The following is a 26,208-nucleotide window of genomic DNA, read 5'->3' as shown; positions in this document are numbered from 1 at the left end:
GCCGCCCTGCCTTTCGAGTGCGTATGAATGGACCGACGCTGGCTGCCGCTGAACGCCCTGCGTGCCTTCGAGGCGGTGGGCCGCCATGGCAGCTTCACCGCCGCGGCGCAGAGCCTCCTGGTGTCGCAGAGCGCCGTCAGCCGCCACGTCATCGGCCTGGAGGAGTTCCTCGGCGTCGCCCTGTTCGACCGCAAGCCGCAGCAGCCGGTGCTGACCGAGGCCGGCCGCCGCCTGCTGCCGGTGGTGGAGAAGGCGCTCGACCGCATCGACGGCACGCTGGAGGAGATCCTGCGCGAGCGCGGCAAGCCACGCCGCTCCCTGCGCGTGCTGCTGCCGACCACCTTCGCCCAGCGCCTCGCCGTGCCGTTGCTGCGCGACTTCCGCGCCGAGTTCCCCGACGTGACGCTCGACATCGATTCGCGCCCGGTGCCCGGCAGCGCCGAGCGCGAGGTCGACGTCGCCGTGGTCTATTCGCCGCCGCGCGTCGCCCCGCAGGTGCTCGACCTCCTGTGGATGGTGCGCCTCACCGTCCTGTGCCACCCCGCCGTGGCCGCACGGGGACCGGCATCGGACGTGGCCGCCTTCGTCGCCGCGAACGATCTGCTGCACGTCAAGGTCGAGGGGCGCTCGCAGCGCTTCCTGTGGGAGACGTTCGCCCGCACGGTCGGCCTGTCCCCGGCGCAGGTCGACCGGGGCCTAGTCTTCGACACCGCGCAGCTCGCCGCGCAATACGCGCTGTCGGGCGAAGGCATCGCCCTGGTCGATCCCGTGCTGTTCCAGGACGACATCGCCGCCGGACGCCTGGCGCGGCCTTTCGACATCGACGTGGACGACGGCTACGGCTATTACCTCGCCATCCATCCCGACGATCTCGACCGGCCCGAGATCGCCCTGTTCCGCACCTGGCTGATCCGCCGTTTCTCCCGCCCCTTCGCCCTGCCCGACGCGCAGCCAAAAACACGCTGATAGAAATTTCGCCGAGAGGGTGTCTTGCGTCCCGCCTACGCCTCCATCGCCGCCCTGCTGGTCGCCGTGTTCGGCGTGCTCACCGGCAACGGCGCCCTGACCACGCTGCTGCCGGTGCGGGCGCAGATCGAGGGCTTTCCCGCGCTCGACATCGGCCTGATGGGGTCGGCCTATTTCGGCGGCATGCTGGCGGGGGCGACGCTCACCCCCTGGCTGGTGCAGCGGCTCGGGCATATCCGGGCCTTCGGCCTGTCCTCGCTGCTCGGCGCCGGCGCCATCCTGGCGCTCGGCTGGTTCGTCGAGCCGCTGGCCTGGATCGCCATCCGCGGCCTGTGCGGCTTCTTCCTCGCCGGCATCTACGCCATCGTCGAGAGCTACCTGCAGGGCAAGGCCGACAACCGCATCCGCGGCCGCCTGCTCGGCATCTATTCCATCACCCAATATGGCGGCTGGGCCGCCGGCAACCAGGTGATGCGCCTGGGCGAGCCGACCTCCTTCGCCCTGTTCGCCATCGCCTCGGCCGTCGTGGCGGTGTTCCTGCTGCCGCTGTTCCTGGCCGAGGACGACGCGCCGATGCGCGGAGCCCGGCGGGCGCGCATGAACCTGCTCTGGCTGCTGCGCACCTCGCCGGTCGGCTTCATCGGCGTCATCCTGATCGGCTTCGCCAACGGCCCGTTCTGGTCGCTGACGCCGGTCTACGCCACCCATATCGGCATGAGCGGCATCGCCGTGGGCACGCTGATGACCGCCATCACCATCGGCGCCGCCGCCTTCCAGTTCCCGGTCGGGCGGATCTCGGACGCCATCGACCGGCGCGTCGTCCTCGCCAGCCTGTGCGTGCTGACGGCGTTCTGCGAGATCGCCCTGTTCTTCCTCGGCCCGGCGCTGGTCGGCTGGCCGCTGATCCTGCTCGGGGCGGTGATGGGCGGCATCATCTCCACCCAGTATTACTGCACCTCGGCCCATACCAACGACCGGACGGGCCGGGAGAACGCGGTCGGCGTCTCGGCGGCGCTGCTGTTCCTCTACTGCGTCGGCGCCATTCTCGGGCCCGTCACCGCCTCTTACGCCATGCAGTATCTCGGCCCGGCGGCGCTCTACCTGCACAATGCCGGCATCCATGTCGCGCTGGCGGTGTTCCTGGTGCTCAGGATCGCCCGGCGCGGCGCTCCCAGCCGCCGGGCCTGATCGCCACGGCGTGCCGAGGGCGCGGCGAAGATCTCGGCATGCCCTGAATAATCGAGAGACTGATCTCCGAGGCGGCTGCGGCCTGGCGTTTCCGCCAAGTCATTCCAAGTTGATCTCGGTGATTTTTACCGCTTTTTATTCTCGAGTATCGGCTGGGAGCGGGTGCGCGCCGATTTTGCCTGGATTGGTCGAGGGGTGAGCAGTATTCGGCGGATCTGCACGGCCTGGGCGGCGAAGGTCACGACTTGACAGGTCAGGCGCTTCCCTGTTTGGTGAAACTGGTCTGCTGAACGGTCCAGCGGGTCAGTTGCAGCACGGCCGCGGCACCAACCGGCGGCTTTGCCGCAGCCGGCCCGGCGCCGCCCGGCGGCCGTTCTCGCATCTGGAGTGCCTGTGCCGCCGCGGTGCCGCGGACCCTGGCGGACGGCCTCCCAACCAGCCGCCCCCGCAGCGGAGGCGGCCGACATGCCGCAAGCCGCCGCAGCGCGGCGCTGACAGGAGGACAACGTGAAAAGACGGACATTCATGCAGCTGGCCGCCGGCGCGGCCCTCGCTGCCGGCACCGCCCCGTTCGCCATCCCACGGGCGCTGGCGGCGGCCAAGGACATCGTCTATCTCACCCCGGGGCTCGACCTGCCGTTCTGGCGCTATCTCGCCAAGGGCGTCGAGGCGGCGGCCAAGGAGAAGGGCTACGGCTTCCAGGCGCTGGATTCGCACAACAGCCCGCAGACCCAGCTGCAGAACGCGCAGGATTCGATCGCCAGGGGCGTGGCCGGCATCGTCATCTCGCCGACCGATTCCTCCACCTGCCCGAGCGTGCTGGCGCTCGCCAAGCAGGCGGGCGTGCCTGTCGTGATCGCCGATATCGGCACCAACAGCGGCGACTACGTCTCCTTCATCATCTCCAACAACTACGAGGGGGCCAAGGGCGTCGGCCTGGCGCTCGCCGCGGCGCTGAAGAAGAAGGGCTGGCAGGACGGATCCATCGGCCTGATCACCATTTCCCAGGCGCGCAAGAACGGCCAGGCCCGCACCAAGGGCTTCCGCGACGGCCTGGCCGAGGGCGGCGTCCACGCCAAGGAGGCGGCGCTGCAGCAGATGCAGTCCTACACCGCGGACGAGACCTTCAAGTTCACCCAGGACATGCTCACCGCCAATCCCGACATGCGCGGCCTGTGGATCCAGACCGACCAGCCGGCGATCGGCGCCCTGCGCGCCATCAAGGCGGCGCGGCGCGACGGCGAGATCCTGGTCGCCGCCTTCGACGGCATCCCGGAATTCGTCGATCTCCTGAAGTCCGGCCAGCTCGTCGCCTCCGGCATGCAGCAGCCCTATCTCATGGGGGTGAAGTCGGGCGAGGCCATGGTCAAGCATCTCGCCGGCGAGACCGTGGAGAAGGAAGTCTCGGTGCCGATCCTGGCGGTGAGCAGCGAGAACATCGACCAGCTGCTGCCGACGGTGAAGCAGACGGTCTTCGCCAACGAGATGGGTTGATTCCCGGCGGCGCGTTCCGGCCTGTTGCCGGGACGCGTCTCCCGAGGCCGTTATGGACCTGCCATGTCGTCCAGCCCTCCGCCCGAAGACGGCGCGCCCCTGCTCACCGCCACGGGCGTCTTCAAGACCTTCGACCGCACGCGGGCGCTGGCCGGCGCCGCCTTCGAGCTCGCCGCCGGCGAGGTGCACGGCCTGCTCGGCGCCAACGGCGCCGGCAAGTCGACCCTGTCGAAGGTGATCGCCGGCCATGTCGCGCCGGACGAGGGCGAGGTCGTCTATCGCGGCCGCCCGGTCCGCCTGCGCTCGACCCGCGACGCGCTCGACATCGGCATCGCCATCGTCATGCAGGAGACGAGCCTGGTCCCGGACCTGTCGGTGGCCGAGAACATCTTCCTGCCGGAGCTCGGCCAGAAGGGACGCCTGTCCTATGCCGGGCTGCACCGGCGCGGCGAGGAGCTGCTGGCCGCGCTCGGACAGGAAGGCGTGCTGCCGCTCGACATGGAGGTCCGGCGCCTCTCCGCCGCCCAGCGCCAGCTCGTCGAGATCGCCAAGGCGCTCGGGGTCAGGGCCAGGCTGATCATCTTCGACGAGCCGACCGCCTCGCTGAGCCCCGGCGAGGTCGACCGCCTGTTCGCGATCATGACGCGGCTGCGGGCCAATGGCAGCGGCCTCGTCTTCGTGTCGCACCGGCTGGAGGAAGTGTTCGAGATCACCGACCGCGTCACGGTGATGCGCGAGGGCCGCACGGTGCTCGCCTCCTGCCCGACCGCTTCGCTCGGCCAGGCCGAGCTGATCCGCCACATGGTCGGCCAGGACGTCGGCAACATCTACGCCCCGCGCGCGGCCCAGGAAACCTCGGCCGCTCCCGTCGCCTTCGAGGTGGCCAATCTCGCCGCGCCGCCCGCCGTGCGCGACGTCTCGTTCAGCGTGCGGGCCGGCGAGATCCTCGGCCTCGGCGGCCTGGTCGGCGCCGGCCGCTCCGAGACGGTCGAGGCGGTCTTCGGCCTGCGTCCGCGCCGCGCCGGCACGATCCGCCTCGCCGGCAAGCCGATCGATCCGCGCCGGCCCGCCCAGGCGGTCAAGGCCGGGATCGGCTTCGTCGCCGAGGACCGGCGCCAGCAGAGCATCGTGCCCGACCTCTCGGTCAAGGAGAACCTGCTGCTCGCCCATCTCGGCGCCCATCGCGGCTTCGGCCTCGGCTACCGCTCGCGCGAGGCCGACGTCGACGCGCTGATGAAGAGCCTCGGCCTGCCGGCCGACCGGCTGCTCGACGCCAACATGCTCGCCTTCTCCGGCGGCATGCAGCAGAAGATCATCATCGCCCGCTGGCTGCTGCTCGAGCCGAAGGTGCTGATCCTGGACGAGCCGACCAAGGGCGTCGACATCGGCACGCGCTCGTCGATCTACGGGCTGCTGCGCGACATCGCCGCCAGGGGCGTGGCGGTGGTGCTGGTGTCCTCGGATTTCGAGGAATTGCTCGGGCTCTCCGACCGCATCGTGGTGATCAGCGACGGCCAGAGCATCGCCGACCTGCCCGCCGCCCTGCTCGACGAGGAGAAGCTGACCCTGCTCGCCGCCCCGCGCACGTCGATGGCCCGCAACACCGCGGTGCTGCGCTCGCTGACCGGCGAGGCCGGCGGCGCCGGCTTCTGGGCGCTGATCGACGGCGACCGGCTGATCTGCCTCAACCTGGTCGTGGCCGACCGGGCGGCGGATCCCGGCTTCGCCGCCGGCGAGGCGCGGGCTTTCGCCGATACCGGCATCGGCACGGCGCTCAGCCGCTGCGGGCCGGGCTTCGCGACCGAGCCAGGCTTCGTGGCCGAGCCGACGGGGGAGCGCTCGACCATGCTGGTGCCGCTGCGCAACAGCCGCGGCCACGACCTCGGCTGGGTCGGGCTGACGCTGCCGAAGGGCGCGCCGACGCCCGCGCCCGAGGCGGTGCGGCGGCAGGTCGAGACTCTGGCGACAACCCTCTGAGAGACCCCGCGATGGCCGCTTCCCTCGACGATCCCGAGACCCTGCGGGCCGCTTCCGGCACGGTGCGGCGCGTCCTGCGCCGGCTGACGCAGCGCCTGGAGATCCGCATGATCGCGCTGGCGATCGTGCTGGCGGTCGCGCTGTCGCTGCTGTCGCCCTATTTCCTCACGTCGCGCAATATCTTCAACATCCTCGACCAGTCCGTGGTCACCGGCATCGTCGCGGTCGGCATGACCTTCGTCATCCTCACCGGCGGCATCGACCTGTCGGTCGGCTCGGTGGCCGGCCTCACCGGCATCATCCTCGGGCTCTGCGCCCCGAGCGTGCCGCTGCCCCTGGCGATCCTGATCGCCGTCCTGTCCGGGGCCGGCATCGGCCTGATCTCGGGTGTGCTCATCGCCTATTTCGGCCTCGCCGCCTTCGTGGTGACGCTGGGCGTCATGGCGATCGGGCGCAGCCTCGCCTATATCTTCTCGGGGCAGACCGCGCTCTCGACCATCCCGCCCGAAATGTCCGGGATGGTCTATACCAGCGTGCTCGGCATCCCGGCCAACGTGCTGTTCCTCGCGGCGCTCTATCTCCTGGCCTGGGCGTACCTGACCTATACCAAGGGCGGGCGCATCATCTATGCCGTCGGCTCGAACAAGGAGGCGGCCCGCGCCGCCGGCCTCAACGTGCTGTTCTATTCGATCCTGCCCTATGTGATCTCCGGCGCGCTCTCGGCGGTGGCGATCACCTTCTCCATCGCCCAGATCCTCTCCGCCGACCCGCTGATGGGCAATGCCTGGGAGCTCGATGCCATCGCCGCGGTGGTGATCGGCGGCGCCAGCCTGTTCGGCGGCCGCGGCTCGATCATCGGCACGCTGATCGGCGTCCTGATCATGGTGATGATCCGCAACGGCCTCAACCTGATGGGCGTCTCGCCGTTCTGGCAGGGCTCGGCCATCGGCTCGATCATCATCGCGGCGCTGCTGGTGGAGAGCCTGGTCAGCCGGCGGGTCGGACGATAGAGGCGCCGGAACGGGGAAAGGCCGGATGCGGGGCATCCGGCCTTCGGTGCAGGAGCAGGCAATCGGTCGGCTCAGTCGCAGCCGCCGCCACCGTAGCCATATCCGTTGCCGTAGCCGTAGCGGCGCGGGGCGTAGGAGACGGCGCCGTAGTCCTCGTCCTGGTAGTAGCGGACGATGCGGTGGGGCTTCTTGTAGAGTTTCGGCTTCTTGACGGGGACGACCACTTCGGGAGCCGGGGCCGGCACGGGCGGGGCGATCGTCTGCGCCACCACGGGCGGCGCGGCCGGCTGCGGCTGGGGCGCCGGGGTGTCGGCGGCGAGGTCGCCGGCGACATCGGCGGGAGCCGGCGTGGCGGCAACGGGGGCCGGCGCGGGCTGCTGCTGGGTCACCAGCTCCTTGGCGACGGCCTCGGCCGCCTTGGTGTCGACCGGCGCGACCGGGATCGGCGAGGTCAGGTTCGACAGAGCCGGCGCCGGGGCGGCCACCGGCTGGGCCGGGGCCGGGACGCCGGCATCGACGGCCGCCACCGGGACGATCTGGCGGGTGCCGAGCGTCGGGACGACCTGGGGCTTGGACTGGGCGAACGCCGTGCCGGCGGAGGCCAGGGCGACGACGGCGACGGAAGCGGCGAGAAGGATGCGCATGACGGGTCTCCAGGGCGGGTTCGATTGATCCTGGAGAGACACTAGGCGGTGGCACGCCCGGCCGCTGTGTGGCTTGGCACAAAGATGGCGTGGCGCTCAGTTGAGCCGCGCGCCCGTCGTGCGGTCGAACAGGTGGAGCAGCGCGGGATCGCCGCGCAGCGAGACGACGTCGCCGGGGCGGGCCTCGCTGCTGCGCGGCAGCTCGGCGGTGATGACCCGGTCGCCGCCGAGGTCGAGATAGCCGAAGGTCTGGGCGCCGAGCCGCTCCACCACCGCCAGCGGGCCGGTGAACCAGGCCTGTGCCGGTTCGCACGGCGCGAGGTCCTCCGGCCGCACGCCGAGCGTGACCGGCCCCTCGGCCGGCAGCGGCGCGGCGGCCGAGCCGACCGGCACGGCGGCGCCCGGCAGGGCGAGGGCCGTGCCCCCGGCGCCGTCGCGGGCGAGCGGCACCTCGATGGCGTTCATGGTCGGGCTGCCGAGGAAGCGGGCGACGAACAGGCTCGCCGGCCTGCGATAGAGATCGAGGGGGCGGCCGACCTGCTCCATCCGTCCGGCATTCATGACCACGATGCGGTCGGCCAGGGTCATGGCCTCGACCTGGTCGTGGGTGACGTAGACCGTGGTCGCCCGGATGCGGCGGTGCAGCTTGGCGATCTCCAGCCGCATCTCCACCCGCAGCGCCGCGTCGAGATTGGACAGCGGCTCGTCGAACAGGAAGGCTTCGGGCTGGCGCACGATCGCCCGCCCCATGGCGACGCGCTGGCGCTGGCCGCCGGAGAGCTGGCCGGGGCGGCGGCCGAACAGCGGCCTGATCTTCAGGATCTCCGCCGCCTCCGCCACCCGCCGCGCCACCTCGGCCGGCGGCTCGTCGCGCATCTTGAGGCCGAAGCCCATGTTCTCCTCGATGCTCATATGCGGGTAGAGCGCATAGTCCTGGAACACCATGGCGATGTTGCGCTCGGCCGGCGCCAGGGCGTTCACCACCCGGCCGCCGATGGCGAGCTCGCCGCCGCTGATCTCCTCCAGGCCGGCGATCATGCGCAGCAGCGTGGACTTGCCGCAGCCGGACGGGCCGACCAGCACGACGAACTCGCCGCCGGCAATGTCGAGATCGACGCCGTGGATCACCGTCTGCGAGCCATAGGCCTTGCGGACCCGCCTCAGCGTGATCGTCGCCATCGTCTCCTCCGACCATGCTCGGTTGATTATCGATATTGATAATGATAATTACGACGGCGCGCAACCCGACGGCCCGACGCGATGTCCGACCTCATGCCTCACCGCCCGCGACGGCCGGCCGCCCTGCGGCCCGCCAAATCGGCCGCCGCCTTCGACGCGCTGGAGCGCGAGATCATGCTGGGCACGCTCATGCCGGGCGAGCAGCTGATCGAGCTCGACCTCGCCGACCGCTTCGGCTGCAGCCAGGGCACGGTGCGCGAGGCGCTGCTGCAGCTGCAGGAGGAGGGGCTGGTGCACCGCCGCGGCCATCGCGGCACCCAGGTCTCCGACTGCACCGCCGACGAGGCGGTGGAGCTGTTCCGCGTGCGCCAGTCGGTCGAGTGCGGCGGCATCGTCCGCGCGCTGCGCCAGCCCAGTCGCACGCTGCTGGCCGACCTCGGCGCCCTGCTGGAGGCCATGCTCGAGGCGGCGCGCGCCGACGACGAGCTGAGGCTGGCGGCCTGCGACCGCGACTTCCACCGCCGCCTGTTCCGGGACGCCGGCCTGCCGGCGCTCGATCCGATCCTGCACCGCTGCCTGATCCACAACCACCGCTTCAAGATCTCGCGCAGCGCCGGGCCGCGCGACCTGATGGCCACTGCCCTGCGCCACAGGCCGATCATCGATGCGGTGGCCGCCGGCGATGTCGCCGCCGCCTCGGCGGCGCTGCACCACCACATCGCCACCATTGTCGACTTCGGTCCCAACGTCTTCGTCGAGGCGAGCCAATGACCTTCCCCGACAATCTCTCGCCCGAGCTCCTGGCGCTCATCGCCCGCATGGATGCCGAATTCGGTGCGGTGCCGGACCTGACGCTGCTGCCGGCGACCGAAGGCCGGGCGCGAACCGCCGAGGTCAACCGCCGCTGGAACCGCGACATGCCTGATATGGCGGTGGCCGAGACGCACGTGCCGGCCGATGCCGGGCTCGGCTCGGCGGCAACGCGCCTGCGCGTCCTCACGCCAGCGGGCGCCGGAGCCGGCACCCTGCTGTTCGTGCATGGCGGCGGCTTCGCCTTCTGCTCGCCGGAGACTCATGAGCGCTGCGGCCGCGTGCTGGCGCGGGCGGCTGGGCTGCCGGTGTGGATGCCGGACTATCGCCTGGCGCCGGAGCATCCCTTCCCCGCCGGCCTGATGGACGTGATCGCCTGCCTGCGCGCGGCCTCGGAGCAGGGACCCCTGGTGGTCGCGGGCGATTCCGCCGGCGCCAACCTGGTGCTCGCCGCCATGCTGCACGAGCAGGTCGCCGGCCGGCCGCGGCCCGCGGGGGCGCTGTTGTTCTACGGCGTCTACGACGCCGATTTCGAGACGGCGTCCTACCGCCGGTTCGACGCCGGCCCTGGCCTGACCCGCGGCAAGATGCGGCGCTACTGGGACTGGTACTGCGCCGATGCCGGGCGCCGGCGCGATCCGCTTGCCGCCCCGCTCCAGGCCGCCGACGCCGCGCTCGCCGCCCTGCCGCCGTTGCACCTGATGGCGGCCGGCATCGACCCGCTGCTGTCCGACACGCTCGCCTTGGCCGACCGGCTGCAGCGCCTCGGCCGCACGGAGACGGTCGAGGTGGTGCCCGGCGTCACCCACGGCTTCCTGCAGATGACGCTCGACTTGCCCGCAGCCCGCGGCGCCCTGGCGACGGCCGGCGCAGCGGCCGCGGCCATGGTCCGGCAGCCCTGACATCCAACCAAGAAAAGACCTGGAGGAGACGCGAGATGAGATTGTTGCAGCGACTGGCGGCGGTCTGCGCCCTCGCCGCGAGCCTGGCCGCCGGCCCGGCCGCGGCCGAGACCGTGCGCTTCTGGTACCATTTCGACAATCCCGACAACCCGATGTTGGAGCTGGTGGCCAAGTTCGAGGCTGCCAATCCCGGCATCAAGGTCGAGGCCGAGAACGTCCCCTGGAACAGCTATTACGACAATCTCTACACCGCGATCGTCGGCGGCAATGCGCCCGACGCGGCCATGGTCAAGCTGTTCGCCCAGCCGCGGCTGGTCGAGATGGGCGCGCTGGAGCCGATCGGCGAGCGCATCGACGCCTGGCCGGGCAAGGCCGACCTGCTCGACAACCTGCTGACCCTGAACAAGGGGCCGGACGGCAAGCAGTATTACCTGCCGATCCAATATGTCGTGCTCTACCTCTATTACCGTGCCGACCTGTTCAAGGAGGCCGGCCTCGAGCCGCCGAAGACCTGCGACGAGTTCCGCGCCGCGGCCAAGGCGCTGACCAAGGCGCCGGAGCGCTGGGGCTTCGGCCTGCGCGGCGGCAAGGGCGGCTGGGACCAGTGGGGCACCTTCGTGTTCTCGCGCGGCGCCACGCTCGCGCCCGGCGGCCTGACCACGCCGCAGGCGATCGCCGCCAACCAGTGGCTGATCGACATGTTCCAAAAGGACAAGTCGATCCCGCCCTCGGCACCCAATGACGGCTTCCAGGAGATCATCGGCGCCTTCAAGGCCGGCAAGACGGCGATGACCATCCACCATATCGGCTCCTCCAACGATCTGGTGAAGGCCCTCGGCGACAAGGTCTCGGCCGTGCCCGTGCCGGCCTGCGACGGCCGGGCCTGGACCTCCTACGGCGACGAATCCCTTGCGGTGTTTTCGGCCTCCACGGTCAAGGACGCCGCCTGGAAATGGATCGCCTTCCTGGCCGAGGGCGAGAACAACGTCGCCTTCAACAAGGCGACGGGCCAGATGACCGTGACCAAGAGCGGCGCGGCCCACTGGACGCTGCACCAGCGCCGCTTCGTCGACGCCACGGTGAACTCCCTGCCCTTCGCCGCGGTGCTGCCGCAGAGCACGGCCACGGCCGAGTTCGTCAACACCGCCTGGCCGACGGCGATGCAGCAGGCCCTCACCGGCCAGATCACGTCCGAGGCGATGATGAAGCAGCTCGAAGCGCTGTTCGCGCAGTAGGGGGAGCGATGGGTGTTCCATTGTGCGACGGCCGAGGAGCTCGCCTCGTCCAATCTCCAACCTCGGTTTTTGCAACGGGTCGTATGATGCGGGCGAGGGCCCTTCCGAGACCCCATGGTGTTCGCGTGGACGGGCGGATCAAGTCCGCCCGCGACGTCGCGGGTGGGATTGTCGAGGCGTCCGTCCTGCGACCGCCGCGCCAGGTTTGCTCGCGTTCAGCGACACCCCAGCCGTCATGGCCGGGCTTGTCCCGGCCATCCACGCGAACACCAGCGGATGCAGGGATGGGCGTCCTATGGGCCGCTGCTCTTCGCGGCAGGCCGCGCATCGCCTCTATCCCGACGGACGCCCCGCCTTCCGCTCGGGTCCAGCCATGACCACGCCCGCCGCCCTCACCCTGGACCCAGCGCAGCCGCGCCCCTGGCGCACGGTGCTGCTGCCCTATGCGCTGCTGGCGCCGGCGATGGCGGTGACGCTGGTGGTCGTGTTCCTGCCCATGGTCGAGGCAGTGGCGACCAGCCTCACCGACCTGATCCTGTGGAAGCCCAATGCCAGCCGCTTCGTCGGCTTCGGCAACTATTGGAAGCTCCTGCAGGATCCGGTGTTCTGGACCGCGCTCGGCCACACCGCGGTGTGGATCGGCCTCACCGTGCCGCTGCAGATGGGCCTCGGCCTCGTGGCGGCGCTGCTGCTCGACCGCGACTTTCCCTGGCGTGGCCTCGCCCGCGCCCTGATCATCATCCCCTGGGCGCTGCCGAGCGTCGTCATCGCGCTGATGTGGCGCTGGATCTACGACCCCACCACCGGCGTGCTCAACGACCTGCTGATCCACCTCAGCCTGATCCGCTCGGCCGTGCCCTGGCTGGCCGATCCCGACAAGGCACTCTATGCGGTGATCGCGACGCTGACCTGGCAGGGCTTCCCGTTCTTCGCCGTGATGATCCTGGCGGGCCTGCAGGGCATTCCGCGCAGCCAGTACGAGGCCGCTTCCATCGACGGAGCCAGCGCCTGGCGCCAGTTCCGTCACATCACCCTGCCGGGCATCGCGCCGGTGCTGGCGACGGCCGGGCTGCTGCGGGTGATCTGGGTCGCCAATTCGATGGACGTGATCTTCGTGATGACCGGCGGCGGGCCCGGCACCGCCACCACGACGCTGCCGCTCTATGCCTTCGTCAAGGCCCGCCAGAATCTCGACTTCGGCTACGGCACCGCCATCGCCGTGACCTTCACCATCCTGCTCGGCAGCGTCGTCGCCCTCTATATCGCCCGCACCATGCGCGAGGTGGAGCCGTGAGCAAGCCGTCGACGCTGCGCCGCATCCTCACCACCGACCTGCCGGTGCTGGTCATCGTGCTGATCGCCATCGGGCCCTTCGCCTGGATGGTCCTGACCTCGCTGACCCCGTCGGAGCAGCTCGCCGCGAGCGGTGTGTCGCTGTCGCCGGCGGGCTGGGGGCTCGACAACTATGTCAGGCTGCTGCGCCGCACCGATTTCGCCGTCAACATGGGCCACAGCCTGATCGTCGCCCTCGGCACCGTCGTGCTCGGCCTCGCCGTCTCGGTGGCGGCGGCCTATGCCTTCTCGCGCTTCCGCTTCGCCGGACGCAAGGCGCTGATGCTGCAGTTCCTTCTGGTCAACATGTTCCCGGTGGTGCTGCTGATCCTGCCGCTGTTCGTGCTGATGCGCCGGCTCGGCCTGCTCGACACCCATCTCGGCCTGATCCTCGCCAACGCCACCGTCGCCATCCCCTTCGCGGTGTGGATGCTGACCAGCTATGTCGGCGCCATCCCCAAGAGCCTCGACGAGGCGGCGATGACCGACGGCTGCTCGCGCCTCGGCGCGCTCTGGCGCATCGTGCTGCCGCTGGCCCTGCCCGGCATTGTCTCGACAGGCATATACATCTTCATCACCGCCTGGAACGAGTACCTCTACGCCCTGACCCTGGGCGGCCGGACCGTGCGCACCGTCACCGTGGCGATCCAGACCCTGATCGGCGAGTACCAGATCGAATGGGGCCTGCTGGCGGCCGGCGGCGTGGTGGGCGCGCTGCCGGCGACGCTGCTCTTCCTCCTCGTGCAACGGCGCCTGATCGGCGGCCTCACCCAGGGCGCGGTCAAGGGCTGACCAAGAGATTTTCAAAGGACCTCGATGAATCCGATCGGCCTCATCTCCATGCAGTTCGCCCGGCCGTTCACGGCCGCGCATTTCCCGCTGTTCTCCCGCATGAAGCAGCTCGGCTACGACTTCGTCGAGCTCCTGGTGCCCGAGCCCGGCGAGCTCGACCTCGCCGCCGCCCGCGCCGCGCTGGCCGAGGCCGGGCTCGGCGTCGTGCTCGCCGCCCGCGTCAATCTCGATCGTAACCTGTCCTCCGGCGAGGATGTGCGGCACCGCGCCGGCATCGACTATCTCCGCTACGCCGCCGACTGCGCCGCGTCGCTCGGCGCTGATATCGTCGGCGGGCCGCTCACCGGCAACCCGCTGGTGTTCGCCGGCCGGCCGCCGGCGCCGGTCGCCGAGGAGGAGCGCCTCGCCCGCAAGGCGCGCTGCGTCGCCGGTCTGCGTGCGGCGGGGGACCATGCCGCTGCCGCCGGGGTGACGCTGGCGGTCGAGCCGCTGAACCGCTTCGAGAGCGACGTGCTCTGCACCACCCGGCAGGCGATCGAGCTGCTCGACGCGGTCGACCATCCCGCCGTGCGGCTGATGCTCGACACCTTCCACATGCACATGGAGGAAGCCTCCATCCCCGAGGCGATCCGCCTCGCCGGCGCCCGCGTCGTGCATTTCCAGGCCAACGAGAACCATCGCGGCTTTCCCGGCACCGGCGCCACCGACTGGGTCGCCGTCGGCCGGGCCCTGCACGAGATCGGCTATGCCGGCCCGATCTCGCTGGAGCCCTTCCGCCGCAACGACGACCGATTCGGCGTGCCGCTGGCGCAATGGCGGGCGCCGCACGAGGACGAGAGCGACCGGCTCGCCGCCAGCGCCGCCTTCATCCGCGCCCATCTCACCCTGACGGACTATCGGCGATGACCCTGAAGATCGGCTGGATCGGCTGCGGCGTGCACGCGACGCAGATGCTGCTGCCCCAACTCCTGCGCCACGACGTCGAGATCGCCGCGCTCTGTGACGTCGACGGCGCCCGCCTCGCCGTGGCGGGGCGGCAGTTCGGCGTGGCGCGCCTCACCGGCGATGCGCAGGCGCTGATCGCGACGCCCGGCCTCGACGCGATCGGCATGGCGGTCGGTCCCGACCAGCACCTCGCCTTCGGCCTTGCTGCGCTCGATCGGGGCCTGCCGGTGTTCATGGAGAAGCCGCCGGCCGGCAGCGCCGAGGGCGCGCGGGCGCTGCGCGCTGCCGCCGAGCGCGCCGGCAAGCCGTTGCTGCTCGGCTTCATGAAGCGCTATTCCGTCGGCAACCGCATCGCCGCCAACATCCTGCGCTCCGGCCGGTTCGGGCCGGTGCTGGGCCTGACCGGCTATTACATGACCGCGCCGGGCTATTTTGCCGGCAATGTCGACTATACCGGCTTCTTCCTGCACCATTGCGTCCACTACATGGACCTCGTCTCGTTCCTGGTCTCTCCCGTGCGCGCCATCGATGCCCGCAAGGTGGAGAAGACGCCGGGCCGGCTGCTGTTCCACATGCATGTCGACTTCGACTGCGGCGCCATCGGCACCATCGCCATGGGCACGGTGCAGTCGCGCGGCACGCCGGTGGAGCGCATCGAGCTGATGGGCGACCATCAGCGTCTCGAGGTGGAGGATGTGGTCGAGGTGCGCTGGCACCGCGACCCGCCGTTCAAGACCGCCGATCTCCAGGCGACGCTCTCGGACGATGTCGACACGCTCGCCTGGAAGCCCAACTTCACTGCCGCCGCCAACGAGGACCACAAGGGCTACCACGCCCTGCTCGCCGACGTGGTCCCGGCCCTCGGCGGCGCGGAGACGCCGGCCCCGACCATCGCCGACGGCGTGGTGGCGATGGAACGGCTGGAGACGCTGCGGGGCGTGCTGGGGCTGTGAGCGGGCGGGCCTACCTGCTGCCGCGCTGGACCAGGTCGAACACGCGGCGGGCATCCTCGATCGCCAGGAATTGCGGCGTCGGATCGAGGGACGGCGTCCAGCCGGCGAAACCTCGGCCGAACCCCGAAGCCGAGGCGCCGAAGCGGATGGTGCCGCGCCCGCCGCCGCTCTCGCTGAGCTGGGCGTCTGGGAGCTGGCCGAGGCTGAGCGCGGTGAAATTGCCGAACGGTCGTCCGCGAACGATCAGGACGCGACGGTCGGTGACGGCATAGGCCGTGCCGCCGCGGATCCAGGCGTCCATCGCGAAGCGGCCGGCGACGAAGTAGAGGCCGATGCACACGAACATCGCGCCCCACAGATCGAAGAAGGCGGGGGCGCCGGCTCGCGTCGCCCCCGTCGTCCAGAAGATGGCGAAGCCGCACCAGATCAGACTGAACGGGATCAGGAAGACGTCGCGGGGCGTGAAGACCAGGCCGGTGCCCGGGCGACCGGACCAGAGGATGCGCTCTCCGCTCAACAGGCGGCCGGCGAACGGTTCGGTGTCCATGACGGCTCCCCTCGCATCCGGCGCAGCCTATCCGCATTCCCTGACGGTTGGGAATGGCGGGACTGTCGCAGCGTCATTTGCGGTGGAAACGCACGACGGGCGCCGCCCCCCCAGCGACGCCCGTCATCCGCCCGTTCCGGGCGACCCCTTTGATGGTGACCGTGACGATCCGGCGCGGGCTCGGCACCCGCGCCGGGGAAGATCGGCTCAGGCCGCGGCGGCGGCGACGCCGGCGGTCGGGACGGTGGCGATGGTCTTCAGGACCTGCGAGGCGATCTGGTAGGGGTCGCCCTGGGAGTTCGGGCGGCGATCCTCCAGGTAGCCCCGGTACTGGTTGCGCACGAAGCTGTGCGGCACGCGGATCGAGGCGCCGCGGTCGGCCACGCCGTAGCTGAAGGTGTGGATCGACTGGGTCTCGTGCTTGCCGGTCAGGCGCATGTGGTTGTCCGGGCCGTAGACCGCGATATGGTCGGCGCGGGCCTCTTCGAAAGCCGCCATCAGCTGCTCGAAATACTCCTTGCCGCCGACTTCGCGCATGAAGGTGGTGGAGAAGTTGGTGTGCATGCCCGAGCCGTTCCAGTCGGTGTCGCCGAGCGGCTTGCAGTGATACTCGATGTCGATGCCGTACTTCTCGGTCAGACGCTCCAGGAAGTAGCGGGCGAGCCACATCTCGTCGGCGGCGCGCTTGGAGCCCTTGCCGAAGATCTGGAACTCCCACTGGCCCTTGGCCACCTCGGCGTTGATGCCCTCGTGGTTGAGGCCGGCGGCCAGGCAGATGTCGAGATGCTCCTCGACGATTCTACGCGCGACGTCGCCCACCTTGCTGTAGCCGACGCCGGTATAGTAGGGGCCCTGCGGGGCGGGATAGCCGCTCTCGGGGAAGCCGAGCGGACGGCCGTTCTTGTAGAAGAAATATTCCTGCTCGAAGCCGAACCAGGCACCCTCGTCGTCGAGGATGGTGGCGCGCTTGTTGGAGGCGTGCGGCGTGACGCCGTCGGGCATCATCACCTCGCACAGCACCACGGCGCCGTTGACGCGCTGGCTGTCCGGAACGATGCGCACGGGCTTGAGCACGCAGTCGGAGCTGCGGCCTTCCGCCTGCATGGTCGAGCTGCCGTCGAAGCCCCAGAGCGGCAGCTGCTCCAGCGTCGGGAATGCGTCGAATTCCTTGATCTGCGTCTTGCCGCGCAGGCTGGGCACCGGCACGTATCCGTCGAGCCATATATATTCGAGCTTGTACTTCGTCATTGCGGCTCTCTCTCGAGCTGAAGGCGCTGGGCGCAGGGACAATTCGATGCGGACCCGGCCGGCGACGGCTGCAGCGATCGGCTCCCCCTGGCGCCTGGTCCGACGGTCGCGATCCGAACGAACATGCAAGGCGACAACGAACGCATCACGAGCCTGAGGCGAAAACGGCGGGTCGACGGCAGCAGGAATCCCGCCGCCGGAAGAATGCTATACAATTAAGCAGAAACAAGCATGCCCATATTGCGCGCATGACCTGATTTTAATTTAGGCAATCTGCTTAAACGCGGAGCAAAACCTGCTATAAGACGTTGTACCCCATGCCGGGCTTCATGGAGAATGCGCATGACCGAGGGTACCGACCGCAGGTCCGCCAAGATCTACCAGTTTCCGCCGCGCGGGCGCGTGGCCGCTCGCCGCCGCGACGAGGTCAAGACCGAGCTGGAGGCCGCCGCCATGCGCGCCTGCGATGCCGCATCCGGCAGCGGCTGGTATCACGAGGCGGCGATCCTGGAAGAGCGGACGACCAAGCACTGAGGCGGATGGGCCGGCGAGGCCCGCCCCTCCCGCCGGGAGAAGCGGTGGCCTGCGGCCACTCCTCGCGCGTCAGGGCGCGCTCTGATAGAGGCGAAAGCCCAGGGCGAAGCTGCGGGTGTTGACGTCGTCGCCCCAGCTATGGGCGGTCTCGAAATTGTTCAGCGCCGTGTCGTTCCAGCCGCCGCCCCGGAACAGGGCCTTGCTGCAATCGCCCTTCAGGCAGGTGTTGGTCCATTCCCAGACATTGCCGGCCATGTCGTAGAGGCCGTAGGCGTTCGGCTTGAACGAGCCGACCGGCGCGGTATAGGCGAAGCCGTCGGTGCAGGCCGGCCGCGGCCGCGAATCCTTCGGGAAGGATTTGGCGTAGCTCTGGTCGGCGACGTCGGCGTACTGGCAGATGTCGTCCGCGCTGTCGCCCCACCAATAGGTGGTGTGGCCACCGGCCGCCGCTGCTGCCGACGCCTCCTCCACCGTCGGCAGGCGATAGGTCCGCCCGGTCTTCTTGTTCAGCCAGTCGATATAGGCGTTGGCGTCGACCCAGCTGACGCAGACCACGGGATCACGCTTCGTCTGCGCGAAGCCCGGCGCGTTCCAGTCGGCGCGCGCCTCCTTGTGCCATTGCTCGCCATAGGCCTGGTGGCAGCCCTTGCCGCTGAAGCGGGTCTCGCGGGCGAAGGAGGCGAACTCGCCCTTGGTCACGGGATATTTGCCGATCATCGCGCCGCCGGGCAGCGCCACCATCTCCGGACAGTCCTTGCAGGCCGGGGCGGGCGCGGGCTTGGCGGCGGGCGTCTCCGCCCCCGGCACGACCAGAACGGGGCCGGCGGGCGCCTCGGCGCCGGCCTGCGCCAAAGCGCGGCCGGCCGGTCCGGGCAGCAGCAGGGTGAGGCCGAGCGCCGCGGCGCCGAGGAGGGCGGCGACCCGGAGGAGGCCCGGCCGGGCCGTGTCATTCCACATCGCGGACCACCCTCAGGCCATAGGTCGTCGAGCGGATGCTCGGGTCGTTCCAGATCTCGTGCCCGGCGCGCAGGTCCGCCGGCGCGTTCGCCCAGGAGCCGCCGACGAGCACGCGGTCGGCACAGCTCTGATCGTGGCAGGATGCCGTCCATTCCCAGGCATTGCCGACGGCATCGAGGACGCCGAATGCGTTGGCCGCGAAGCTGCCGGCGGGCGCCGTGCCCTGGGGCGGCTTGCCGGGGCTGCAGCCGTTGCAGGCGGCGCGGCCGCGGCCGATGTCCTGGCCCCACCAATAGGGCGTGGTCTCGCCGGCCAGCGCCGCATAGCGCATTTCCTCGGCGGTCGGCAGCCGGTAGGGATGGCCCGCCTTCTTCGACAGCCAGGCGACGAATTTCTGCGCGTCGTCCCAGCTCACGCAGATGACGGGGTGCTTGTCGCCCTGGGGGATGCCCGGCTGCTGCCAGACGCAGCCCCAGCCGCTCTGCGAAAACCCGGTCTCGGTGGCGAAGCGCGCGAACTCCGCCCGGGTGACGTGGGTCCGGCTCATGGCCAGCCCGCTCGGCAGCCGCACCATCTGCGGGCAGTCCGGGCAGTCCTGGAACAGGATCAGCGGCGCTTGCGGCAGCAGCAGCTTGGCGGCGTCCTCGGCGCCGGCCCGTCCGCCGGTGCCGACCGCGGTCAGAACGAGGAGAAGCAGGAGCAGCCGCCTCATGTCGCCCGGTCCGTCATGTCACCCGGTCCGTCATTTCGCCCGGTCCATGTCGTCGAGGGCGCGCTGCGCTTCCGGGACGCCGTGCCGGACCGCCTCCTGGAACAGGGTGCGCGCCTTGGCCTTGTCGGCGCTGCCGCCCAGCCCGTCGCGGTAGAGCATCGCGAGGTTGACATAGGCATAGGGCTCCTGCTGCGCCGCGGCCTTGGCGAGCCAGGCCCGCGCCACGGCATAGTCGCGCTCCAGGCCGACGCCCGAGGCGGTCATGAAGCCCAGCGTCGTCTCCGAGCGCGAATCCCCGGCCGCAGCCGCGGCGAGGATGAGGTCCACGGTCTCCTGCGCCGTCAGCTCGCCGGTCTGCGCCGTGTTGACCGAGCCCTGGTAGTCGCGGACGGCCCGCCGCGTCTGCGCGTCGAGGACGCCGCTGACCGTGTCGAGCCGGAAGCCGAGGGCGGCGAGGCCGTACTGGATCATGTTGACCGGCAGGCGCCCGATCCGGTCCATGGCCGCCTGGCGCAGCGCCGCCTTGTCGGCATGGTCCTCCGCCCCGCCCGGCACCAGCGCGCCGACCTCGGCCGCGCGGGTCAGGGCGGTGACGCGAGCCTCGGCGAGGTCGGCATGGGCGCCGGTGGGAAAGCGCCGGAGATAGCCCTTGAAGTCCTCGGCCCGCGTGCTCGAGCGGATGGTGCGCCAATAGAGCTCCTCGAGCGGCATGTCGGCCGTCAGGGCCTGGTCGGCCAGGGTGCGGTCGGCGTCCTCGATCCTGGGCAGCGGTGGCGGCGGCGGCTCGGGCTTCGGCGCGGCCGGGACGAGATAGACCTCGTCCTTGCCGAGCGAGCCGTAATAGACCGGCCGCTGCGCCCCGGCGGTCGCCTGGCGCACCTCGGCATTGATGCGGCGGAAGACGAAGTTCAGCTCCAGGCCCGGGGTGGCGATATTGTCCAGGAGCGCCTGGGCATAGGGGCTGTGGGCCCCGTCGCCGTCGTCGGCGGTCGAGCCCGCCTCGGCCGCGAAGGAGACGAGGGTGGCCGGATCCGGCTCGACCCGCGCCAGGCCCCGGCCGATCGACCGCGTGGCGCTGGTGCGGACCATGCGCGTGGTGAAGGGATCGTTGCGGCAGGCGTCGAGCAGCACCAGGCGCAGCGTCGAGGCCTGCGACACCGCATCGAGGATGCGGTCGAGCGAGATCGCCTCGTCGCGGACATGGGTGTCGCGCGCGAGCTCGGCGTCGACCGGGACGATGTAATTGGTGCCGTCGACCTCGAGCCCGTGGCCGGCGAAGTAGACCAGGGCGATGGCGGCGCCCTGCGCCCGGTCCTCCAGGGCCTGCAGCGCCTTGCGCATGCCGCTCTCGTCGGCGTCGAGCACCAGGGCGACGTCGAAGCCGACGGCCTTCAGCGCGGCAGCGACCGCCTCGGCGTCGCGCGGCGGATTGGGCAGCTTCGGCACATGGCGATAGGCCCCGTTGCCGATGACGAGGGCGACGCGCCGCCCGCTCTCGGCCGCGGCGGCGGGGCCGAGCCAGACGAGGCAGGCCAGGACCAGCAGGACGACGGCTCGCGCACAGGCGAGGCTCCCGCGCACGGCATCACCCATATGTCCGGTTCTGCAAATCCTGCTCACGATACCGGCCAGTGATAGTAGAAGGGACCGCCGTCAAGAATAAAGAAATGCTAGATTTGCGCTCCATCTCCGTCAAGTTCAGCCGGGCGCCGGTGTCCCCGTCGGAACAGGCAGCGCGATCCCGGCCACCCCGCCGCCGAGCATGTCCTCGTTGGCTTCCCCGGCCAGCACGCCGACATTGACGAGCAGGCGGCTGCGGAAGGCGAGGCGCGCCGGGCCGGTGGGCGTCCCGGGCGGAACGGGAAGGGTGTGCACGCCCGAGCGGGTCGCGGTGACGACGATGCCCTGCCAGGCGATGTCGAGCGCCTGCCCCATGGCTTCGACCAGCACGAGCGTCACCTCGATGCGCGCGTGGCGCTGCGGGTCGACGGCGATGTCGAGCTCGCCGGCATCGCCCGCCAGCCAGAGCACGCCGTCGACGGCGGGATGCCAGTCGGCGCGGCGCACGGCGTGAGCCTGCAGCACTGCCGCATCGAGCATGGCCTGCGGCTCGGCGGGGAGGGCAGGCGCCGGGTCGGGCTCGGCCGGCGCCAGGGCGAGCCAGGCGCAGGCGAGGTGTCCGTGACCGGCGAAGGCGATCCGCAGCGTGACGGTCGGCGCCGGGGCGATGCGCAGCCTCGCCCGGCCGACGCCGCCGATCACGGCCGGGATGTGACGCCCGCCGATGGTCAGGTCGACGCGGCCATCCCCGCCGCCGGCCAGGAAGAGCTCGAGCACGAGCTCGCCCCCGCCCGGGATCGGCTCGAATTGCACCAGCGCGTCCGGGCCGACCAGCGTCCCGTTGGCGGCGAGGCCCCGGGCGTGAAGCGGGCCGGCGGGATCGGCGAAGTCGTAGCGCCGGTCGAAGGCGAGCCGCCGGTCGCGGCCGAGGTCGTCGAGGCGCAGACCGCGCAGCACCGTGCGGGGCCAGGCGCCGGTGGCGAGGTCCTCGCGCGCCACCAGCTCGAGGCGGACGAAGCCGTCGGCATCGATCGCCGCGGGCTCGACGAGGACGGTGGCAAAGCGCGGATCGCCCGACCTGTGCAGCGCGGCCGGCTCGCCGTTGACGAAGGCGGCCGGGAGCACCGGGCCGTCCGCCGTGGCCGCGTCCAGCTCCAGGCGCAGAGCGCCGGTGCTGCGGCCGAGCGGCGCGGCGAAGACGAGGGCCGCCCGCGTCTCGGCCATCGCCGCCCCGCCGGCCTCCGGCCAGCCCCAGCCGTCGGCGAGCAGGGCGTTGCCGGCTGCGGCCGCGCCGACGGCCAGGAACCGGCCGGCCTCCAGCCGCGGCGCGATGCGGGCCGAGCCGGTCGGCAGCATCCGCACGCCGAGGCCGGCCAGCACGGGACGGACGCGGCCCGCCTCCGGCAGGGACAGGCTGAGCAGGCAGGAGCATCCGTCCGGCCGGTCGTGGCGCAGCAGGCGATCGGGGATGGCGAGCGCCAGGCGCCCGCGGGCATCGACCGCCGCGGCTCCGACATCCTCGCCATTGATCTCGATGCGCAGCCGCAGGAGCTCGGGCGCGACCGAGAAGGTGAGGCTGACGCGCCAATGGCCGTGGACGGACGGCGGCAGGACGAAGGCGAGGCTGGCTTCGTCCTCGATCATGGCGGCGCCCGCCTCGGCCGCGCTCCAGTCCCAGCCCCAGCCCAGCGCCTCCCGCAGCGCCGGGGCATCGCGCGCGTCGAGGGTCGCGCCGTGGCCGAGCAGCGGCCAGGTCGACGGCCCGCTCTCGAGCACCGGGTCGGCCGGGGCGGAGCGCGGCCAGCGCAGGGGCGCCGAGGCCGGGGGCGGGCGGCGGCCGAGCAGGGCCATGGCGGCGAGGCGCAGGGGCAGCGCCGCGTGCCGCAGCCGCAGGCCGGCGGGGACGTCGGCGACGGTGGCGGCGAGGGCCGCGGCCCGCAGCGCCTCGCGCAGGCGCTGCGCCCGGCGGCCCCCGCGATCGAAGGCGGCGAGCAGCACGCGCCGGTGCAGGCGAAGACGCCAGATCCCGACCGCGGCGGGCCGGCCGGCGATGCGCCCGAGCGCGGCCGCGAGGTCGCGCCAGGCGGCGATATGGGATGGCAGGTTCTTGCGGGCGAAGGCGGCGGACTCGCCGAGCGGGTGGTAGAAGGCGTTGGCGCCGTGGACGCGGTATTGGCCGAGCACGGCCTCGAGGCGCGCCACCGGGCCGGCCATGGCGGCGGCGAGCACGAGATAGAGGTCGGCGCAGATGCGCCAGTGCGGCTCCGGCATCGGCAGGATGCGCTCGAGCGCCCAGCGGGCAAAGGCATTGCCGGAAGTCGGCATGAAGGGATGCAGGCCGTGGGCGAGCACGGGGCCGGCCTGGTCGCCGCGGGTGAGCTCGAGGCTGCCGGGATAGAGGCCGAGCGAGCGGCCGGCCCGGTCGATCGCCTCCAGCGCGAACTGCAGGCGGGCCGTTCCCGGCCGCCAGGCGGCGGCGACGCGCGCGACCGCATCGGGCAGCAGGCGGTCGTCGGCATCGAGGAACAGGATGACGTCGCCGGTCGCCCGGGCAAAGCCGGCATTGAAGGCCGAGGCCTGGCCGCCATTGCGCTTGAACACCGTCGTCACCGCGGGGAAGCCGGCGATGACATCGGTCGACCCGTCGGTCGAGCCGTCGTCGACGACGATGACCTCGTCGGCCGGCCGGGCCTGCGCCAGCGCGCTGGCGATGGCCTCGCCGACATACGCGCCGTAATTGTAATTGTTGACGATGATGCTGATCGTCGGCTCCTGCGGCGGCGCACGTGCCTCGATCAGCTCGGCGAGGCGCGCTGCCGCAAGGGCCGGACGCGGCGGGAAGGCGGCGAACAGGATGTCGGCCGCCAGGAGCTGCCGGACCGCGTCGCGGCGGCTGCGCCGCCCTGCGTCGGCCGAGGTGACCCCGGCCAGGGCGTCGAGCTCGGCATCGTCGTCGAGATCCCAGGTGACGCCGAGGCCCGCATAGGGCGCGCTCCCCGGCGCTGCCACCTCGCAGCCGGCGGCCAGGGCGCGCCAGCCGCTCTGCGCCGGGTGCAGGAACACCATCGTCCCCGCGACGGCGAGGTCGCGGCCGTCCTCGCACAGGCGCACCGCGACCCCGTGGCGCTCGGCGATGGCGGCGACCCGCGCCAGCGCGGCGGGATCCGTCGTTGGACCGCGAACCGTGAGCCAGGTGGGCGCCGCCTCGGCCGGGCGGCGGGCGGCGACGGGCGGCACGGCGGCGAGCGCGTCGCGCACCAGGGCCGCATCGAGCCCGCGCCGCCGCTCCGGCCAGAGCGCCTGGACCAGGCTGCCGGCCGGCCAGCCCGGCCCCGCCTCGCGCAGGCAGAAGCGGTCGTCGAGCCAGCTCTCCTCGATCAGCAGAAGGGCGGGAGGCGCAGGCCCGGGCAGCAGCGCCGCGATGGACCCGGCGGACCGGGCCAGCCCGAGGACCACCGGACGCCAGCGCTGCCCGCCGGGCAGCGCGCGCCGTCGAAGGATCGCGTCGGCAAGGTCGGACGGCGCCACCGTCTCGGCGGCAAAGCCGCGGGCCGTGAGCTCGCGGCAGGTCTGCGCAGCGTCGAACGGCCAGGCTTCGTCCGTGACGGCCAGCAGCCGCGGCAGCGACATGCCCGGCCGGTCAGTAGCGGCCGCCGCCTCCGCCACCACCGCCGCTGATGCGCGGCGGCGCGGCCTCGGCCACGGGCGAGCACGCCGGGCGGATCCGCAGCTCGCCGAGGAGGGCCGGGTCGATCCGGCAGAGCGTCTGGCGCGGCAGCCCGGCGATCGCTCCGCGCGGGATGGCGTGCAGGCTGCTCGGCGGCAGGGAGGCGAGAAGCGAGGGAATCGAGCGGCTGCGGGGATAGCTCCGCAGAAACTGGGTGGCATCGCGCGGGCTGCGCGAGGCCATGGCCTCCTGCAGGGCCTGCTGCTCGCCGCCCGCCTCGGGCGCCATCATCGCCGGCTGCGGCGTCTGGTTGGTGGAGCAGGCGGTCAACGCAACGGGCGCGCCGAGGCCGACGCTCAACATGAGGGAGCGGGTGACAGTACTCAGCGTGGCAAGCTTGTCCATGCCGTGCCTCTAGGGAATGTCCAGCCTGCGCGCAGGCTTGCATAAAGCTGACAATACGGCAATGCTCGATCGTGGCCGGCGTGAATTTTTGGAGCGCGCCGGCCGTGCCGCCGGTCCGCCGCGAGCGGTTCGACCCGGTTGGTGGAGGTCGGCGCGGGGGCCGCCTGGAACCGGGAGTGGCGGAATGCCCGTGGCAAAGCGTGTGCTGGTGACCGGTGGGGCGGGGTTCCTGGGGTCGCATCTGTGTGACCATCTCCTGCGGCGCGGCATCGAGACGATCTGCCTCGACGACCTGTCCACCGGCTCGCTCGACAATGTCCGGCATTGGCTCGGCGACCCGCGCTTCACCTTCGTGCGCGGCGACGTGGCCGAGGCCTTCGACGCCGAGGTCGACCGGATCTACAACCTCGCCTGCCCCGCCAGCCCGGCCCAGTACCGTGCGGCGCCGATCCGCACCCTGCGCACCAGCGTGCTCGGCGCCCTCAACATGCTGACCCTGGCCCGGCGCGGCCGGACCCGCATCCTGCAGGCCTCGACCTCTGAGGTCTATGGCGACCCGGTCCAGCACCCACAGTCGGAGACCTATTGGGGCAACGTCAATCCGCTCGGCGAGCGCGCCTGCTACGACGAGGGCAAGCGCTGCGCCGAGACGCTCTTCGCCGATCATCGCCGCCAGTACGCCATGCCGGTGAAGATCGCCCGGATCTTCAACACCTACGGCCCGCGCATGCGCGCGGAGGATGGACGCGTCGTCTCCAGCTTCATCGCCCAGGCGCTCGCCGGGCAGGACATCACCATCTTCGGCGACGGCTCGCAGACCCGCTCGTTCTGCTATGTCGACGACATGATCGACGGCCTGGTGCGGCTGATGGAGACGCCGGACGACGTCACCGGCCCGGTCAATCTCGGCAATCCGCAGGAATGCTCGATCGGCGACCTCGCCCGGATGGTGATCGCGCTCACGGGCTCGCGCTCCCGGCTGGTCCGCAGGCCGCTGCCCGAGGACGACCCGCGCCGGCGCCGGCCCGACATCACGCTGGCGCGCGAGCTCCTCGCCTGGCAGCCGACGGTGCCGCTGGAGACCGGCCTGCGGCGGACCATCGCCGCCTTCGAGGCCGCGCTCCCGGCGCCGGTGGCGCCCTGAAAGGCCG

The 26,208-nt window shown here is 71.3% G+C and carries 23 protein-coding genes; 14 read left to right on the top strand and 9 right to left on the bottom strand.

All coding sequences use genetic code 11. From position 1 onward, the window contains the following. Nucleotides 1–27 precede the first annotated feature (27 nt). From QO011_RS03305 to QO011_RS03285, 5 genes are all read left to right on the top strand, one after another. The gene (locus QO011_RS03305) at nt 28–966 is read left to right on the top strand and encodes a LysR substrate-binding domain-containing protein (protein ID WP_307267617.1); all 939 of its coding nucleotides are present in this window, start codon (nt 28–30) and stop codon (nt 964–966) included. Nucleotides 967–990: 24 nt separating this feature from the next. After that, nucleotides 991–2,154 carry an MFS transporter gene (locus QO011_RS03300; protein WP_307267614.1) on the top strand — a complete coding sequence of 388 codons (1,164 nt, stop codon included), beginning with the start codon at nt 991–993 and terminating at the stop codon, nt 2,152–2,154. 507 nt (nt 2,155–2,661) lie between these two features. Then, nucleotides 2,662–3,648, top strand: a complete 987-nt coding sequence (locus tag QO011_RS03295; protein WP_307267612.1) for a substrate-binding domain-containing protein — start codon at nt 2,662–2,664, stop codon at nt 3,646–3,648. A gap of 63 nt (nt 3,649–3,711) precedes the next feature. Continuing rightward, nucleotides 3,712–5,625 carry a sugar ABC transporter ATP-binding protein gene (locus tag QO011_RS03290; protein WP_307267610.1) on the top strand — a complete coding sequence of 638 codons (1,914 nt, stop codon included), beginning with the start codon at nt 3,712–3,714 and terminating at the stop codon, nt 5,623–5,625. 11 nt (nt 5,626–5,636) lie between these two features. Beyond that, nucleotides 5,637–6,635 carry an ABC transporter permease gene (locus QO011_RS03285; RefSeq protein ID WP_307267605.1) on the top strand — a complete coding sequence of 333 codons (999 nt, stop codon included), beginning with the start codon at nt 5,637–5,639 and terminating at the stop codon, nt 6,633–6,635. A 71-nt stretch (nt 6,636–6,706) separates the two neighbouring features. Here QO011_RS03285 and QO011_RS03280 read toward each other — a convergent pair whose 3' ends face one another. Further along, complete coding sequence (locus QO011_RS03280) at nt 6,707–7,279, bottom strand: hypothetical protein (protein WP_307267604.1); 573 nt, start codon at nt 7,277–7,279, stop codon at nt 6,707–6,709. Nucleotides 7,280–7,375: 96 nt separating this feature from the next. Next, nucleotides 7,376–8,458 (bottom strand): ABC transporter ATP-binding protein, encoded by a 1,083-nt coding sequence (locus QO011_RS03275; protein ID WP_307267602.1) that lies wholly within the window; start codon nt 8,456–8,458, stop codon nt 7,376–7,378. A gap of 93 nt (nt 8,459–8,551) precedes the next feature. Here QO011_RS03275 and QO011_RS03270 point away from each other — a divergent pair, with 93 nt between their 5' ends. From QO011_RS03270 to QO011_RS03240, 7 genes are all read left to right on the top strand, one after another. Next, complete coding sequence (locus QO011_RS03270) at nt 8,552–9,229, top strand: GntR family transcriptional regulator (RefSeq protein ID WP_307267601.1); 678 nt, start codon at nt 8,552–8,554, stop codon at nt 9,227–9,229. Further along, nucleotides 9,226–10,170 (top strand): alpha/beta hydrolase, encoded by a 945-nt coding sequence (locus QO011_RS03265; RefSeq protein WP_307267600.1) that lies wholly within the window; start codon nt 9,226–9,228, stop codon nt 10,168–10,170. Before QO011_RS03270 ends, QO011_RS03265 begins: the two co-directional genes overlap by 4 nt. Nucleotides 10,171–10,205: 35 nt before the next feature. Next, the gene (locus tag QO011_RS03260) at nt 10,206–11,405 is read left to right on the top strand and encodes an ABC transporter substrate-binding protein (protein ID WP_307267598.1); all 1,200 of its coding nucleotides are present in this window, start codon (nt 10,206–10,208) and stop codon (nt 11,403–11,405) included. A gap of 373 nt (nt 11,406–11,778) precedes the next feature. After that, on the top strand, nt 11,779–12,699 hold the full coding sequence (locus tag QO011_RS03255; protein WP_307267595.1) for a carbohydrate ABC transporter permease: 921 nt from the start codon (nt 11,779–11,781) through the stop codon (nt 12,697–12,699). Beyond that, nucleotides 12,696–13,529 (top strand): carbohydrate ABC transporter permease, encoded by an 834-nt coding sequence (locus QO011_RS03250; RefSeq protein ID WP_307267592.1) that lies wholly within the window; start codon nt 12,696–12,698, stop codon nt 13,527–13,529. Before QO011_RS03255 ends, QO011_RS03250 begins: the two co-directional genes overlap by 4 nt. A gap of 24 nt (nt 13,530–13,553) precedes the next feature. Continuing rightward, entirely contained in the window at nt 13,554–14,435 is an 882-nt protein-coding gene (locus tag QO011_RS03245) for a sugar phosphate isomerase/epimerase family protein (RefSeq protein ID WP_307267589.1), read from the top strand. Next, complete coding sequence (locus QO011_RS03240; RefSeq protein WP_307267587.1) at nt 14,432–15,427, top strand: Gfo/Idh/MocA family protein; 996 nt, start codon at nt 14,432–14,434, stop codon at nt 15,425–15,427. The genes QO011_RS03245 and QO011_RS03240 overlap by 4 nt, the downstream gene beginning before the upstream one ends. Before the next feature lie 10 nt (nt 15,428–15,437). Here the strand turns inward: QO011_RS03240 and QO011_RS03235 are convergent, their stop codons facing one another. Together QO011_RS03235 and QO011_RS03230 are read right to left on the bottom strand one after the other, a co-directional pair. Further along, nucleotides 15,438–15,974 (bottom strand): PH domain-containing protein, encoded by a 537-nt coding sequence (locus QO011_RS03235; RefSeq protein WP_307267585.1) that lies wholly within the window; start codon nt 15,972–15,974, stop codon nt 15,438–15,440. A gap of 207 nt (nt 15,975–16,181) precedes the next feature. Continuing rightward, nucleotides 16,182–17,222: a glutamine synthetase beta-grasp domain-containing protein gene (locus QO011_RS03230; protein ID WP_307267582.1), complete on the bottom strand. Its 1,041-nt coding sequence runs from the start codon at nt 17,220–17,222 to the stop codon at nt 16,182–16,184. A gap of 342 nt (nt 17,223–17,564) precedes the next feature. Between QO011_RS03230 and QO011_RS03225 the strand changes: the two genes are divergently transcribed. Then, complete coding sequence (locus tag QO011_RS03225; protein WP_307267580.1) at nt 17,565–17,756, top strand: DUF2735 domain-containing protein; 192 nt, start codon at nt 17,565–17,567, stop codon at nt 17,754–17,756. A gap of 69 nt (nt 17,757–17,825) precedes the next feature. Here QO011_RS03225 and QO011_RS03220 read toward each other — a convergent pair whose 3' ends face one another. The 5 genes from QO011_RS03220 to QO011_RS03200 form a co-directional block, all read right to left on the bottom strand. Continuing rightward, entirely contained in the window at nt 17,826–18,713 is an 888-nt protein-coding gene (locus tag QO011_RS03220; RefSeq protein WP_307267578.1) for a formylglycine-generating enzyme family protein, read from the bottom strand. Further along, nucleotides 18,703–19,425: a formylglycine-generating enzyme family protein gene (locus tag QO011_RS03215; protein ID WP_307267574.1), complete on the bottom strand. Its 723-nt coding sequence runs from the start codon at nt 19,423–19,425 to the stop codon at nt 18,703–18,705. Before QO011_RS03215 ends, QO011_RS03220 begins: the two co-directional genes overlap by 11 nt. 30 nt (nt 19,426–19,455) lie before the next feature. Next, the gene (locus QO011_RS03210) at nt 19,456–21,018 is read right to left on the bottom strand and encodes a caspase family protein (RefSeq protein ID WP_307267571.1); all 1,563 of its coding nucleotides are present in this window, start codon (nt 21,016–21,018) and stop codon (nt 19,456–19,458) included. A 105-nt stretch (nt 21,019–21,123) separates the two neighbouring features. Next, entirely contained in the window at nt 21,124–24,615 is a 3,492-nt protein-coding gene (locus tag QO011_RS03205; protein ID WP_307267567.1) for a glycosyltransferase family 2 protein, read from the bottom strand. Between the two features lie 10 nt (nt 24,616–24,625). Then, complete coding sequence (locus QO011_RS03200) at nt 24,626–25,057, bottom strand: hypothetical protein (RefSeq protein ID WP_307267564.1); 432 nt, start codon at nt 25,055–25,057, stop codon at nt 24,626–24,628. A gap of 184 nt (nt 25,058–25,241) precedes the next feature. Between QO011_RS03200 and QO011_RS03195 the strand changes: the two genes are divergently transcribed. Continuing rightward, nucleotides 25,242–26,201 carry a UDP-glucuronic acid decarboxylase family protein gene (locus QO011_RS03195; protein WP_307267562.1) on the top strand — a complete coding sequence of 320 codons (960 nt, stop codon included), beginning with the start codon at nt 25,242–25,244 and terminating at the stop codon, nt 26,199–26,201. The last annotated feature ends 7 nt before the right edge of the window (nt 26,202–26,208 follow it).

Source organism: Labrys wisconsinensis, assembly GCF_030814995.1.
GTDB classification, from domain to species: domain Bacteria; phylum Pseudomonadota; class Alphaproteobacteria; order Rhizobiales; family Labraceae; genus Labrys; species Labrys wisconsinensis.
This window is presented reverse-complemented; position numbering and strand designations above follow the sequence as displayed.